Origin of the sequence: Paraburkholderia sp. BL18I3N2 (genome assembly GCF_003001875.1) — a bacterium.
GTDB classification, from domain to species: domain Bacteria; phylum Pseudomonadota; class Gammaproteobacteria; order Burkholderiales; family Burkholderiaceae; genus Paraburkholderia; species Paraburkholderia phytofirmans.
In genome coordinates this window covers 22,390-36,145 of the sequence record NZ_PVNC01000013.1, presented here as the reverse complement: position 1 = coordinate 36,145, position 13,756 = coordinate 22,390, and the positions used below count along the sequence as shown (strand labels likewise).

Annotated in this window: 14 protein-coding genes and 1 riboswitch; of the genes, 12 read left to right on the top strand and 2 right to left on the bottom strand. The window is 57.2% G+C overall.

Going from position 1 to position 13,756, the window contains the following annotated elements; all coding sequences use genetic code 11:
- Window positions 1-105: 105 nt before the first annotated feature.
- Entirely contained in the window at window positions 106-426 is a 321-nt protein-coding gene (locus B0G75_RS27400) for a pyrimidine/purine nucleoside phosphorylase (protein WP_012428513.1), read from the bottom strand.
- Between the two features lie 161 nt (window positions 427-587).
- Entirely contained in the window at window positions 588-1,157 is a 570-nt protein-coding gene (mntP, locus tag B0G75_RS27395; RefSeq protein WP_106313145.1) for a manganese efflux pump MntP, read from the bottom strand.
- Between the two features lie 10 nt (window positions 1,158-1,167).
- Window positions 1,168-1,333: riboswitch (yybP-ykoY riboswitch) on the bottom strand.
- Between the two features lie 389 nt (window positions 1,334-1,722).
- Between mntP and B0G75_RS27390 the strand changes: the two genes are divergently transcribed.
- The 12 genes from B0G75_RS27390 (at window position 1,723) to B0G75_RS27340 (ending at window position 13,659) form a co-directional block, all read left to right on the top strand.
- Window positions 1,723-3,648, top strand: a complete 1,926-nt coding sequence (locus tag B0G75_RS27390; RefSeq protein WP_106313345.1) for a potassium transporter Kup — start codon at window positions 1,723-1,725, stop codon at window positions 3,646-3,648.
- 208 nt (window positions 3,649-3,856) lie between these two features.
- The gene (locus B0G75_RS27385) at window positions 3,857-5,317 is read left to right on the top strand and encodes an amino acid permease (RefSeq protein WP_106313142.1); all 1,461 of its coding nucleotides are present in this window, start codon (window positions 3,857-3,859) and stop codon (window positions 5,315-5,317) included.
- 166 nt (window positions 5,318-5,483) lie between these two features.
- On the top strand, window positions 5,484-5,633 hold the full coding sequence (locus B0G75_RS40820; protein ID WP_181309363.1) for a hypothetical protein: 150 nt from the start codon (window positions 5,484-5,486) through the stop codon (window positions 5,631-5,633).
- A 282-nt stretch (window positions 5,634-5,915) separates the two neighbouring features.
- Entirely contained in the window at window positions 5,916-7,037 is a 1,122-nt protein-coding gene (locus tag B0G75_RS27380) for a DegT/DnrJ/EryC1/StrS aminotransferase family protein (RefSeq protein WP_106313139.1), read from the top strand.
- Window positions 7,038-7,105: 68 nt separating this feature from the next.
- Window positions 7,106-7,786 carry a class I SAM-dependent methyltransferase gene (locus tag B0G75_RS27375; RefSeq protein WP_258194724.1) on the top strand — a complete coding sequence of 227 codons (681 nt, stop codon included), beginning with the start codon at window positions 7,106-7,108 and terminating at the stop codon, window positions 7,784-7,786.
- Window positions 7,787-7,797: 11 nt separating this feature from the next.
- Window positions 7,798-8,478 carry an acetyltransferase gene (locus tag B0G75_RS27370; protein ID WP_106313133.1) on the top strand — a complete coding sequence of 227 codons (681 nt, stop codon included), beginning with the start codon at window positions 7,798-7,800 and terminating at the stop codon, window positions 8,476-8,478.
- A 107-nt stretch (window positions 8,479-8,585) separates the two neighbouring features.
- The gene (locus tag B0G75_RS27365; RefSeq protein ID WP_258194723.1) at window positions 8,586-9,401 is read left to right on the top strand and encodes a hypothetical protein; all 816 of its coding nucleotides are present in this window, start codon (window positions 8,586-8,588) and stop codon (window positions 9,399-9,401) included.
- Window positions 9,398-10,348 (top strand): GNAT family N-acetyltransferase, encoded by a 951-nt coding sequence (locus B0G75_RS27360; RefSeq protein WP_106313127.1) that lies wholly within the window; start codon window positions 9,398-9,400, stop codon window positions 10,346-10,348. Before B0G75_RS27365 ends, B0G75_RS27360 begins: the two co-directional genes overlap by 4 nt.
- 4 nt (window positions 10,349-10,352) lie before the next feature.
- Entirely contained in the window at window positions 10,353-11,282 is a 930-nt protein-coding gene (locus B0G75_RS27355) for a glycosyltransferase family 2 protein (protein ID WP_106313124.1), read from the top strand.
- A gap of 2 nt (window positions 11,283-11,284) precedes the next feature.
- The gene (locus tag B0G75_RS27350; RefSeq protein WP_106313121.1) at window positions 11,285-11,638 is read left to right on the top strand and encodes a GtrA family protein; all 354 of its coding nucleotides are present in this window, start codon (window positions 11,285-11,287) and stop codon (window positions 11,636-11,638) included.
- A gap of 4 nt (window positions 11,639-11,642) precedes the next feature.
- Window positions 11,643-12,080 (top strand): FdtA/QdtA family cupin domain-containing protein, encoded by a 438-nt coding sequence (locus B0G75_RS27345; RefSeq protein ID WP_374956922.1) that lies wholly within the window; start codon window positions 11,643-11,645, stop codon window positions 12,078-12,080.
- A gap of 4 nt (window positions 12,081-12,084) precedes the next feature.
- Window positions 12,085-13,659 (top strand): hypothetical protein, encoded by a 1,575-nt coding sequence (locus tag B0G75_RS27340; protein WP_106313115.1) that lies wholly within the window; start codon window positions 12,085-12,087, stop codon window positions 13,657-13,659.
- The last annotated feature ends 97 nt before the right edge of the window (window positions 13,660-13,756 follow it).

Below are 13,756 nucleotides of genomic sequence, written 5' to 3'. Positions count from 1 at the left end.
GTAACGTAACGCTGCTGCAATCCACGTGCGTTCTTTATGAGAAGCCCGCGCTCTAAACCGGAGATTTAGAGCGCGTCATTCCAACGTCGTGCAACGCGACACGTTTTACAGATAGCTGCAGACGTAGTCGAGTGTTTCGATCACGTCGATATCGAAGCGGCTTTTCCCGGGCACCGAGAACGACTCGCCCGCAGCATACGTCTTCCACTCGTCGCTGCCTTCGAGGCGGATGCGGCATTGGCCGGCCTGCACTTCCATCAGTTCCGGCGCGTCGGTGCCGAAGTTGAGCGCGCCCGGCAGGATCACGCCGAGCGTTTTGCGCGTGCCGTCGGCGAACAGAACGGTGTGCGAGACGCACTTGCCGTCGAAATAGACGTTGGCTCGTTTAACAATGGAAACCTGATCGAATTGCGTTGCGGCCGTCATGCCAATCTTCCTCTGGGTTGTCGTGAATGGATGCGTTTGCGTGGACTTCAGGTCGGACCTTCGGATCGGACGCGAACCCGCCATCATACAGGCGGCTGGCGGCGCCCGACGCCGATTGCGCCGAAAGAAATGGAGATCAGCGGGCCGCCGTCAAACATCGTCTAGCCGATGATGTTCAGATGCTCAGCCAGGATCGTGCTGCCAATGCCGATCAGCACCACGCCACCCGCCAGTTCCGCGCGCCTGCCCGCCACATGCCCGATGACGCGGCCGAGCATCACGCCGATCGTGACCATCGCCATGGTGGCGAGACCGATCGCGGCGGCAGTGGAATAGATGTTGACGTCCACGAAAGCGAGGCCCGCACCGACCGCCATGGCGTCGATACTCGTGGCAAAGCCGGTCAGCGCCAGCAACCAGAACGAGTGAGCCGACGGCTTCGTCTCTTCGATTTCCTTGGTGTTAAAGCTGTTGAAAATCATGCGGGCACCGAGGACCAATAGGAGCGAAAACGCGATCCAGTGATCCCATGCCGAGACGTATTGCGCTGCAGCTTTGCCGAGAAACCAGCCGACCAGGGGCGTTAGTGCTTCGATGACGCCGAAGATGAGTCCCGTCCTGACAGCTTCGCGCCAATGAGGACGATTGAGCGTGGCGCCTTTGCCGATTGCGGCCGCAAAGGCGTCGGTGGACATGGCGAAAGCAAGGAACAGCGTGGCGACAGGATTCATGAGAGGAGGGCTCGTGGTCGGGCGGAAAACCGCGACACACCGCCGCGCCCGACCGGTCGCGTGGTGTGTCGATGGTCTTGCCAACCAAAGGGCTGCCTGCACCACGGTCTGCGCGACCGAGAATGTTGATGCAGGCGCTTCTGGGTAGAAGCCGGCTACTCCCCAAAGACAGGTGCGAGCATACCATGTCGAAAGGTTTATGTAATGGTGCTTGCGCCTTGCGTGTCTGCCCAGGAAAGAAATCGGTCGCTACTTCACGTATCAGTAGCGTGGCAAACCGCCGATGGTATATGTTGAATTAGTGGCACACCGTCCTTTCGGGAAAAAGAGACAGGGCACGTCCGCGGAGGGCAGGTACGCACCACATTAGAACAATATGAATGCGCGTGAAGCATCAGGGACGGGACGCCCGTTTCTCGTACGAAAGTTGCTTCCGCGATGCTGACTATTGGGGGCGCAGGCGACTCCTCGAAAAACGAGGCCTGATAAAAGCATGAATCGGTTCCGCGCGTGCACCGGCCCAAGCCTTATGTTGCACCGCGAGAACGCGAAACTGGAGCGAGACATGAGCCAGTCAGTATCCGCCGCGCCCGATGCGGGCCATTCCGGCGGGCGCGGGCATCACCGCCCGGCGATGCCTGCACTCGCGCTTGCAGCATTAGGTGTGGTGTACGGCGACATCGGCACCAGCCCGCTGTACACGCTGCAGACGGTGTTCAATCCAGTCAACGGGCTGTCGCTCAACGCGCTGAATGTGGTCGGCATTGTGTCGCTGATCGTCTGGTCGCTGATCGTCGTCGTCTCGCTCAAATACGTCACGTTGATTCTTCGCGCGAACAATCACGGCGAGGGCGGGATTATGGCGCTGCTGGCGCTGGCCGCGTCGTCGGTTTCTGCGCGCCCGCGCTTGCGCCATACGTTACTGGGCATCGGCATTATGGGCGCGGCGCTCTTTTACGGCGACAGTGTGATTACGCCGGCGATCTCGGTGCTGAGCGCGGTCGAAGGTCTCGAAGTGGCCGCGCCGTTCCTCAAAACCTGTGTGATTCCCGTGACGCTGGTTGCGCTGGTCACATTATTCCTGATGCAGAAGCATGGCACGGCCGGTATCGGCATCGTGTTCGGACCGGTGATGGTGCTTTGGTTCATCGTGCTTGCCGTGGTGGGCGTCGTCAACATGATGCGGGCGCCCGCGATTCTCGTCGCGCTCAATCCGCTCGCGGGGCTGGCGTTCTGCCTGCATCATCGGTGGCTGGCGTTCGTTGCTTTGGGCGCGGTCGTTCTGTCGTTGACCGGCGCCGAAGCGCTATATGCCGACATGGGACATTTCGGCGCGAGGCCAATCCGGCTGACGTGGTTCAGCCTCGTGTTTCCAGCACTCGCGCTGAACTATCTCGGGCAGGGCGCGTTGCTGCTTGCCGATCCGGGCGCGCTGCAAAATCCGTTCTACAAACTGTTTCCGCAATGGGCGCTGTATCCGATGATCGTGCTCTCGACGGTCGCGACCGTGATCGCGTCGCAAGCCGTTATCTCGGGTACGTATTCGATGACGAAGCAGGCGATGCAACTCGGCTTTCTTCCGCGCATGAACGTCGTCTATACATCGGAAAGGGAGATGGGGCAAATCTACGTGCCGGGCATTAACTGGACGTTACTGGCTGCCGTCGTGGCAGCGGTGGTCGGCTTCGGTTCATCCACGGCGCTCGGCTCCGCGTACGGTATTGCGGTGACCGGCACAATGCTGATCACCACCATTCTTACGTTCTTCGTCATTCGCTATGCGTGGCATTACAACTGGTTTCTATGCGTATTCGCGACCGGCTTCTTCTTCATGATCGACGCGGCATTCTTCTCCGCAAATCTACTGAAGCTGATGGAAGGCGGCTGGTTCCCGCTTCTGGTCGGGCTGATCATCTACACGATCATGGCGACCTGGGGAAGAGGCTGGGAGATGATGCGTGCCGAAGCGCGCGTGAGAGCCGGGACGACGCCGCTCAAGCCTTATCTGGCGACACTGCTGAAGGAATCGCCGATTCGTTGCGGTGGCACGGCGATCTTTCTGTCGCCGGATCCTGACGGTGTGCCGCATTCGTTGATCAACAATCTGATGCATAACCGCGTGTTGCACAAACGGGTTGTGTTCGTGACGGTGAACAACGAGGAGATACCGTGGGTTCCCGCCAGTGAGCGTGTGAGCGTGCATCCACTCGATTCGGAATGCTACCAGGTCACAATCACGTATGGTTTCATGGATGAAGTCGATCTGCCGCGCGCACTTGAAGTTTGCAAGGCGTACGGTTTGGCATTCGAGCCGGCGGAGACTTCCTACTTCCTGAGCCGCGCGACTCTCGTGCCGACTCGTGATAGCGGCATGGCGATGTGGCGAGAGCGTTTGTTCTCGGTCATGTTGCATAACGTGGGTAACGTCGCGGCTTATCTGAAGCTGCCGGCCAATCGAGTGATCGAGTTGGGGGCACGGGTGGAGATTTGAGGATTACCTACGAACGCGAGCAAAAGCTTTGACCGCGGACGAGACAGAATCAAATATTCACTTTGCTTTTAATTCGGAATACACTGAATTTTCCATTCCCCTTACCTTACCCGCTAGTTTTCAGTAACAGATGTTTTTGTCGTGCTCCGCGAGCCGAAGCAAGCCGAGTCGGCTCGTGCCCAACACCAATTGAACGGGACGACTCATCATGGCTGATACGAGCTACATGGCACGAAAATCCGTCGCCGATATTGTGGGAAGCGCCGACGCGGATGAAGGCCATGCACTATCGAAATCACTCGGTGCCACCAGCATTACCGCGATGGGTATCGGCGCCATCATCGGCGCCGGCATCTTCGTTCTGACGGGCACCGCCGCAGCGCAATTCGCAGGCCCGAGCATCGTCCTGTCGTTCGTGCTCGGCGGCATTGCGTGCGCGTTCGTCGGTCTTTGCTATTCGGAACTGGCTGCCATGTTGCCGGTATGCGGCAGTAGTTACACGTACACGTATGCCACGCTGGGTGAAATTTTCGCGTGGATCATCGGCTGGGACTTGATCCTCGAATACGCGATGGGCGCAGCCACGGTCGCAGTCGGATGGTCCGGTTATATCGTCAGCTTGCTGCATAACGTGGGGATCAATATCCCCCCTGTTCTAGCCACTGCACCCGGCACCGTCATCAAGCTAGCCGATGGCACCACCGCGACAGGCATCGTCAATCTGCCCGCGATCGTGATCATCGCCATTCTTACCACCATGCTCGTGCTCGGTACGAAGGAATCGGCGCGGCTCAACAACATCATGGTGGCGGTCAAGCTTGTCGTGGTGGTGGCTTTTATCGCGCTCGGCGCGTTTTTTATCAAGCCGGCGAACTGGCATCCGTTTATTCCCGCGAATACCGGCGAGTTCGGTAACTTTGGCATGAGCGGGATCCTGCGCGGCTCGGCCGTGGTGTTCTTTGCGTTCATCGGCTTCGATGCGGTTTCCACCGCGGCGCAGGAAGCGAAGAAACCGCAGCGGGACATGCCGATCGGTATTCTGGGGTCGCTGATCATCTGCACGATTTTGTACATCCTCGTTGCAGGCGTGCTCACTGGGCTCGTACCTTACGCTGATTTGAATGTTCCTGATCCGATCGCCAAGGGTGTGGATGCCATCGGCGTGGACTGGTTCTCGATTCTGATCAAGATCGGTGCGTTGACAGGACTGACCACTGTGATTCTCGTTCTGCTGTACGGGCAGAGCCGCATTTTCTTCACGATGTCGACGGATGGTTTGCTGCCGCCTCTTTTCGCGCGAGTTCATCCGCGTCTTCAAACGCCTTATTTGAGCCAGATTCTGATTGGCTCGGTCGTTGCGATCGTCGCGGCGCTGACGCCGATCAGCGTGCTGGGAGAGATGGTCAGTATTGGCACTTTGTTCGCGTTCATTCTTGTGTGCGGCGCGGTGATCTATTTGCGGCGCAGTGACTCGGATGCTTCGCGTCCTTTCAGGGTTCCCGGAGTGCCGGTCGTGCCGGTTCTGGGGATTTTGTTTTGCCTGCTGCTCATGGCTGGGCTGCCGCTTGTTACGTGGGTGCGGCTTGTTGTGTGGCTTCTGATCGGCATGACTATTTACATGTCTTATGGCCGGAATCATTCGAGGTTGCGCTATCCGGAGCGGCATTGAAAAAGCGGTGGCGCTGGATTGGCGCTACGGCGAGTATTTCTCACATAGCGATGAAAAATGCTCGTTTGGTGGGTGAGGTGTGGCTTCGTAGACTGGGAGTGTGAGGCGTGGCCGCGGCGATGTTGTGACGCGCCGTGGCTGCTCCTGGTTTATGAGGAGGTTTATCGTGGATATGACCTTGTTCGAGATTCCGGCTGTGGTGGTTGTTTTGGGTATCGTGGGTGTTGTGGTGGTTAGGGCGTTTGCTTCGTCGCGCGTGGATGGCATCGACGTTTTTATGCGGCGGCATATGCCGGATGAACGGGAGAGGAGTTAGAAGGAGTTTAGGTTTTTCGTATCAAGGCATGCCGCGTTCTGCCGGCACATCGTATGTCGCTATCACGTGGCATCGAAATCGAAGCTCACGACCCGTCTTTCCAGCGTCCGCCCAATACCGTCCAAACGTGACATCGACATTCGCCATGAGTTATGATAAGCGTTTGCCGTCGTCACCTTCTCGGATCCTGATTCGGGCACATTTCACACGGTAACCATTAATCGAAGTCATCGCACGGCTCGCGTGCGATGACGTAAATCATACTGCGGAGGTACGTGCGCTATGGCCGGCAAGGTCCCTCTGTTTTCCATTGAAGCCTCGAATCGCGGCATCGACCTCGCGGGTGCCTTCAACCGTGTGGCGGACAGTCACTGGTTCATCCTCGGCAATGAAGTGACAAACTTCGAGCGGGAGTTCGCCGAGTATATCGGCGTCGATACCTGCGTTGCACTTGCTAACGGAACCGACTCGCTAGAACTCGCGTTGCGGGCTCTAGATGTAACGCCCAGCGATTCCGTAGCGCTGGTGGCCAACGCCGGCTTTTACGGCAGCACGGCGGTCAATGCCATTGGCGCGCGTGCGCTTTACGTCGACGTCGATGCTTCGTCGCTGAACATGTCGCCGGCCGCCCTTCGCGAGCTGCTTTCGCGCGAGAAGCCGAAGGCGATTCTCGTCACGCATCTGTACGGGCAACTCGCCGCTATCGAAGAAATCGTTGCGATTGCAGCACAAGCCGGGGTTCCTGTCGTCGAAGATTGCGCGCAAGCTCATGGCGCGATGCGCGGGGGGCGTATTGCGGGAGGCTTTGGCGTCATCGGCTGTTTTAGTTTCTATCCGACAAAGAACCTGGGTGCACTGGGTGACGGCGGTGCAGCCGTATGCTCGGACCAGGCGATTGCGCAGAAGCTGAAGATGCTGCGTCAGTACGGATGGAGCGCCAAGTACAGCGTGGAACTGGCGGGCGGCCGGAACAGCCGCATGGACGAAGTGCAGGCGGCGATTCTGCGGGAGAAGTTGCCACATCTGAACGACTGGAATTCGCAACGTAGAGCCGTGGCGCGTCGATACAACGCTGCCTTCAATGAACTGCCGGCCAGGGTCGCTTCATCCGTCGACGCGGATTACGTCGCCCATCTCTACGTCATTCGCGTGCGCGACCGTGATTCATTTCGCGCCTATCTCGGCGAACAGAACATCGCAACGGAAGTGCACTATCCGATTCCCGATCACTGGCAGACCGCTTACACGAGCCGGTCCGCTTCGCCCCGTCAACATTTACCGGTGACGGAACAGAGCGCGGCCGAGATCGTCACGTTGCCGTGCTTTCCGGGAATGACCGAAGCGCAGGTGGACCGTGTCATCGAATCCGTTTGTGCTTATTTCGCACGTGAGTCCGCGCAATGAATCAACCAAAGAACCGCACATCGCAGATCGGCTTCGACGATTTCCGGCGGCTCGCTAGCGACGACTCGTTGTCGAAATACGAGCGCATCGGTTTTCCGGACGAATATCGTCAAGGGTTCGAGAGTCACATTTTCGCGGACATCGTCGGCAAGTTGGACAACCTGCAACTTCCGAAACAGAACGTGCTCGACATCGGCCCAGGATGTAGCGATCTTCCGGGCATGCTAATCGGTCTTTGCGAGAAGAACGGCCATTCGCTCACCTTGGTGGATAGCGAAGAAATGTTGCAGCAACTGGACGATCGGCCATTCATCACGAAGGTTGCGGCGCGCTACCCCGATTGCCCTGGCCTCATCGACGGACTCAGAGAGACTGCAAACGTCATTCTTTGCTATAGCGTTCTGCAATATATCGTGCTGGAGGCACCGTTCTTCCGCTTCCTCGACGATTCGCTGTCCCTGTTGGCGCCGGGAGGCCAGATGTTGCTTGGCGACATACCGAATGTGTCCAAGCGCAAACGCTTCTTCTCCAGCGAAACGGGCGTCCGTTTTCACAAGGAGTTCATGCGCACAGCCGACGACCCGATCGTGAGCTTCAATCAGATCGAGCATGACCAGATCGATGACTCAATCGTTTTCTCGATTCTCGAAAGAGCGCGATCCGCCGGGTTCGATGCCTATGTGTTGCCACAAGGGCGAGCGTTGCCCATGGCGAATCGTCGCGAAGACATCCTGATCCAACGACCGTAAAAGCGACGCAAATGGAAAAGACCCGAGACCTGGTTATCGTTGGCGACAGCGCATTCGCCGAAGTTGCCTACGAGTACTTTACGCACGACTCGGAGTACAACGTGGTCGCTTTCGCCGTGGAATCGGAGTTCATGACGCGCGACCGCCTGTTCGATCTGCCGGTGGTGCCGTTGGAGCGACTCGAAGAGCTTTATCCGCCCGAGCGGGTCAATTTCTACGCGGCAATTGTCTATTCGCAACTGAATCGGCTGCGTGCGCGCCTTTATGAAACGTGCAAGGGGAAGGGCTACAAGCCCGCGAGCTATATCAGTTCGAAAGCGTTCGTGTGGCCGAATGCATCGATTGGCGAACACTGCTTTATCTTCGAGAACAATACCGTGCAGCCGTTTGTCCGTATTGAGGACAATGTCGTGCTCTGGAGCGGCAATCACATTGGGCATCACACCAAGGTGGACAGTCACTGCTTCATCTCATCGCAAGTCGTGATTTCCGGGTTTTGTACCATAGGGCGCCATACCTTCATGGGTGTCAATTCGACGGTCAGCAATAACGTCAACATTGGCGAAAGCAACTGGATCGGACCCGGCGTTTCGATCTCGAGTGACACGGAACCTGACAAGCTCTACGGCGATGTCAAGAGCGAGCCTGCAAGGGTAAGCGCTCGCCGCTTCTTCAAAGTACGCGCGGACTAAAAATGGAATGGAGAAAGCTGGGTGTCGTCTGGTGTCCGAACGGCGACCTTTGGTGGGCCCGATCCCATGCGTCGTGTCCGACGCCGCTGTTTCTGGCGGACGGCACTTTGCGCCTCTACGTGCAAGGGCGTGACGAAAAAGGCATTGGCCGTATTGGCTTCGTCGACGTCGACGCCGGCGATCCAACGCGCGTGCTCCGCGTATCGCCAGACCCTGTCCTCGACGTGGGTGTGCCGGGTGCCTTTGACGACAATGGCGTATTCCAGACATGTGTGCTCGCGCGGCCAGATGGCACGTTGGCGATGTATTACGTTGGCTTCGAGATTTGCCATCAAATCCGCTACCGTTTGTTGACCGGACTTGCCATCAGTCACGACGGCGGCGAGACGTTTGAACGTCTTCGAGCTACGCCGATTCTGGAAAGATCGCCGCATGAACTGCATATTCGTGGAGGCCCATTTGTCTTGGCCGAAGGCGGCATTTACCGCATGTGGTACGTCGCGGGAAGCGAATGGGAGACGCTGGAAGGAAAGGCCATGCCGGTCTACGACCTCCATTATCTGGAGTCCCCGGACGGGATCGTATGGCCCGACGCGGGCCGCCGCGTCTTCGAAATGAATCGCGACGCCGAACATGGGTTCGGCCGGCCCTACGTGGTCAAGAAGCGCGACGGCTACCAGATGTTCTATAGCGTCCGGAAGAAGCAGCCGCTGGGTTATCGGATGGGGTACGCCGAATCATCCGATGGTCGGCACTGGACGCGACTAGACGAGCAGATGGGACTGGACGTTTCCGCATCCGGCTGGGACAACGAGACGGTCGAATACGCGGCGGTGGTCGATGCCGGTGACAAAACTTTCTGCTTTTATAACGGCAACGATTTTGGCGTGACGGGCTTCGGTGTGGCGGAACTGATCAAGTGAACATCGATATCGTCGACTACAGCGCCGAACACGCGCAGGCATGGGATGAGTGGTGTCGCCAATGCGACAACGCAACGCTCTTGCATACGCGACGCTTTCTGTCGTACCACGGTGCACGCTTCGAAGACGCTTCCGTCCTGCTAATGAACGACGGGCGTTTGGTGGGTCTGTTTCCAGCGGCGCGGGCTGCCGGTGATCCGGATATCGTCGTGAGTCATCCGGGCGCAACATACGGTGGCATTGCACACGCCGGCTGGCTTCATGGTCAGCGAATGATCGACGCAATCGGCGCGTTGAAGGAGCACTATCGCGACCGTGGTATCCGGAAACTGGTCTACAAAGTGGTTCCCTACATCTACGCGCGGGTTCCCTCGCAAGACGATGTGTATGCGCTTTTCCGTCATGGCGCGCAGCGTGTTCGATGCGATCTGTCATGCACGATCGATCTGCAACACCAGCGGCCCGTCAGCGAGCGTAGAAAGCGTGCGAGGCGCAAGGCGTGCAAGACCGTCTCTGTACGTGCGGCTATCGATGATCTGTCTGCATTCTGGGCGGTTCTGACCGAAACGCTCGCGCGCCGTTACGAAGCTGTTCCGGTTCACACGTCCGACGAAATAGCCCTGCTCGCGTCGCGCTTTCCAGACGAGATTCAGCTTCGCTGCGCAGTCATGGACGATAGCGTGATCGCAGGCGTTCTTTTGTTCTGCTCGAAAAGCGTGTGGCACGCTCAATACATCGCGTCCAGTGAGAGAGGCAACGAGGTTAGCGCGCTCGACGCAGTATTCGGCGCCACGATAGAAGAAGCCCGCGCTAGTGGAGCACGGTATTTCGACTTTGGAACGAGCAATGAATCGGCAGGCCTGGTACTGAACGACGGACTGTTTCGATTCAAGTCCGAATTTGGCGGCGGCGGTGTAGCCCACGAATATTACGAATTGGCGATTTGAGATTGTGAGTCAGAAAAAAATATCCTTGATCGTTCCGGTGTATTTCAATGCCGGAAGTCTGCCGCACCTGTTCCCGCAGCTAGTCGCGCTCGAACAGGGCTTGCTCGCCCGCGATATCCTGCTTGAGCTTATCTTCGTCGATGACGGCTCAAAGGATAATTCTCTGGAACTGCTGTTGGAGTTCAAGAGCAGCCGGCCTGCCACCACGGTCGTCAAGCTGACTCGCAACTTCGGGGCGGTTCACTGTTCGAAGACCGGCTTCCGCTTCGTGACAGGTGACGCATTCATCGTTGTTGCCGCGGATCTGCAGGATCCGCCTGGGCTGATCAATGAGATGGTCGACCGGTGGCTCGCCGGTTCCAAATTTGTTATTTGCGAGCGTGTCACCCGAGATGATCCGGTCATGTCGAAGATCTTCTCGCGTATTCACTATAAATTGCTGCGTGCTCTGGTCATTCGCGACTACCCCGACGGCGGGTATGACATGGCGTTGATGGACAAGGCGCTGTTGCCCCACCTTCTGAATAGTTCGAAATCGGTTTTTACGCCACTCCTCGCTTATTGGCTGGGTTACGAGCCCAGCGTCATCACCTATCACCGTCCGGCGCGTCGCCACGGGAAGTCGGGTTGGACGTTTGCCAAGAAATTTTCAGCGTTTCTCGACATCATGCTGGGATTCTCAATCACGCCAATTCGGGTGATTTCGGGCGTCGGCGCCGTGATCTCAGTGTGCAGTTTTGTCTACGGACTCATTGTTGTTATCGGCGCATTCCTTCACAACATTTCCGTTCCCGGATTTGCGACGATTGTCTCTCTGATTTCCTTCATGCTGGGACTCGTGATTGTCATGCTTGGCTTGATTGGTGAGTACTTGTGGCGGATTTTTGAAGAAACAAACCGGCGCCCTGAGACAGTTATCGAGCAGGTCTGGTAAAGATGAGGTTCAGGCGATTCCTGGTTTCGGGCGTTTTCAATACCCTCGCTACGTACCTCCTTTACCTGCTCTTGCTGAAGTTTCTCCCGTACACGTGGGCTTACACAGTCACATACGCGGTCGGGATCGCGCTGGGTTATCTGCTAAGTGCCAAGTGGGTATTCAAAAAAAATCTGAGCGTGCGGACTGCAGCGTCATATCCGCTGGCTTACCTGCTCAACTATGCGCTCGGATTAGGCATATTGAGGTTTTGCGTACATGTGCTGCACGTTCCGACGCAGGTCGCGCCACTCATCGTCGTTTGTGTGACAGTTCCCGCGATGTTCATTCTCACCCGTGCAATCTTCCGTGAATAGGCCGATGAATACTATGCCTGCCATTTCCGACTGCAAGCTCTACGAGCTGCCGAAGATCACCGATCCACGAGGCAATCTCACGTTTATTGAAAGCGATAAACATGTCCCGTTCGCGATCCAACGAGTTTTCTACTTATACGACGTGCCCACTGAAGAAAGCCGGGGCGCACATGCGCACCATTCGCTGAATCAGTTGATCATCTGTCTCTCGGGTAGCTTCGATGTCGAGGTCGATGATGGCAAGAACCGCACGCGCATCCATTTGAATCGGCCATGGAAGGGCCTGCACGTCCCCCCGCTAATTTGGGCAGCAGAGGTCAATTTCGATCCGGGCTCGGTCGCGCTGATTCTCGCGTCTGATATGTACAAGGAAGAGGACTATATTCGGGACTACGATGACTATCTCGCCCTGATAAAAAATCTAGCGTCAAAGCAGGGTTGACCGAATGTACCGCAGCGTAACATTGAGATCGGAGCTAACCTCGGGTGCGCGCAGCCAGCGCATAGGGATAGTTGCCGCTGCTTTGTTCGTCGTGTTAATCGTTGTTGCGCTGCGGCTGGCGGTCGTCGGCGGCTATCCGTCCACAGACGAAGGCATCTACGCGTACTACGCGCTGATTATTCATGACCGGTTATCGCAAGACCTGCGTCTTCCGAATGACGGCATGTTGATGCTCTACCCGTTGATGACGTCTTTCGTCTACTCGCTTAAGGTCAATCCTATTTTTGCCTTGCGACTGATTGATATCGTTCCGGACGCGCTGGCCGCTGTCTTGATGCTGCGAATATCAGCGCGCTTGAGTGGAAGCCTGACAGCGAGTGCGCTCATCACCGCGCTGTTTTTTGCGCTGCTGAACCACCCGACATTCATCCAATATGGGTTCAAGAACAGCTTTTTCATAGCGCTGTGTCCATTGCTCTATGCGGTGATCCTGTTCTTGTCCGAGCAGCAAGCCAGTTCGTCCAGATACTTTGCCATGGGCGTACTCGTCGCGCTCGGCGTACTTTTGCGAGAAACGCTACTTCTTTTTGCTGTGTTGGGGGCGGTCTCAATCTTCGTGGAGCGGGGCACTCGCAGGTTGATGTACTACGTTGCAGGCGGGCTGGCGGCTGGATCGCTCATACTTATCCTGGCAATCGCCCTGCGAGGCTCGGGCGGCGTTTCCAGCTTTATAGCGGGTTACGTTGATAGTGGCACCGGGTATGGGGCGTTCGGCGATATGCGATGGAAGCTCTTCAAGTCGAGTGGGCAACTCGCTGCGCAGGCAGCTACCGCAGGGCTGGTCATGAGCTTGGCGGCGACGGCATGCATCGTCTTCGCGTCGATTCGCGGAAGAACGAAGCAATATCTAAAGCCTCTCGCTTTCTGGGCCGCAGTTGCCTTGATTCCGTTCGTTGAACCGCTCGCGAAGCTGGGTCTGCCTTATCACTTCTCGTGGTCGCTGATCGGTCTTTGCGGTATCACGAGCTTGGGTTGGAGCGCTTGCAAATTCACTGGTCGGGCGCAGAAGCTTATTTGCAGCTGCTTGTGCATTGGTGTCTCCTTACTACTCGTGCGGCCGCAGCTTGACTATCAACGCAGCCTGTTTTGGGGACTCACTTACCCCGCTTTCAAGGAAACGCACGGCAAATATTGGGCCAACGAGTCGATTCAGCGTAGCAATTATCTGCTCATGGCCGATGAAATCAGACGCGTTGCTCCCGCCAACGCCACTCTGAGTACGAGCGCGGCAATGCTGATACTGTATCCGCTCACGGGTCTTCGCCCGCCGTGTTACGGCGTCAGTAATTTGACCGTTACGGCTGTCACGCTGCGTTTCGATGAAAAAGCCGTCAAACGAGCCATCGAAAACTGTCCTGCCGATGTAGTCGTAGCGACCGAGAGAGACTTGCCTGGCAGCTCGGCGGTCGCACATGCGATCCGGGAGCTTCCGCAGTATCGGCCCGCTGGCAGGGTTGATGCGTCGACCGCCCGCGATTACGGAAACTCCAGCGCAGAGTTGTTTTTGCACCAGCGTTGACACGGAATACGCTAGGGCAGCACGCAAGGAAGCGCTAGTGTTTCAGCCAAAACCGCCCAACCATGCCGAGCATGACGCCCGTTCGCCGGAGTCGGCA

What these genes read in the sequence shown, in the direction of transcription:
- B0G75_RS27345 (WP_374956922.1), top strand. Translation starts at nt 11,643, where the DNA reads ATGAATACTATGCCTGCCATTTCCGACTGCAAGCTCTACGAGCTGCCG.
- B0G75_RS27380 (WP_106313139.1), top strand. Translation starts at nt 5,916, where the DNA reads ATGGCCGGCAAGGTCCCTCTGTTTTCCATTGAAGCCTCGAATCGCGGC.
- B0G75_RS27390 (WP_106313345.1), top strand. Translation starts at nt 1,723, where the DNA reads ATGAGCCAGTCAGTATCCGCCGCGCCCGATGCGGGCCATTCCGGCGGG.
- B0G75_RS27370 (WP_106313133.1), top strand. Translation starts at nt 7,798, where the DNA reads ATGGAAAAGACCCGAGACCTGGTTATCGTTGGCGACAGCGCATTCGCC.
- B0G75_RS27400 (WP_012428513.1), bottom strand. Translation starts at nt 426, where the DNA reads ATGACGGCCGCAACGCAATTCGATCAGGTTTCCATTGTTAAACGAGCC.
- B0G75_RS27385 (WP_106313142.1), top strand. Translation starts at nt 3,857, where the DNA reads ATGGCTGATACGAGCTACATGGCACGAAAATCCGTCGCCGATATTGTG.
- B0G75_RS27350 (WP_106313121.1), top strand. Translation starts at nt 11,285, where the DNA reads ATGAGGTTCAGGCGATTCCTGGTTTCGGGCGTTTTCAATACCCTCGCT.
- mntP (WP_106313145.1), bottom strand. Translation starts at nt 1,157, where the DNA reads ATGAATCCTGTCGCCACGCTGTTCCTTGCTTTCGCCATGTCCACCGAC.
- B0G75_RS27340 (WP_106313115.1), top strand. Translation starts at nt 12,085, where the DNA reads ATGTACCGCAGCGTAACATTGAGATCGGAGCTAACCTCGGGTGCGCGC.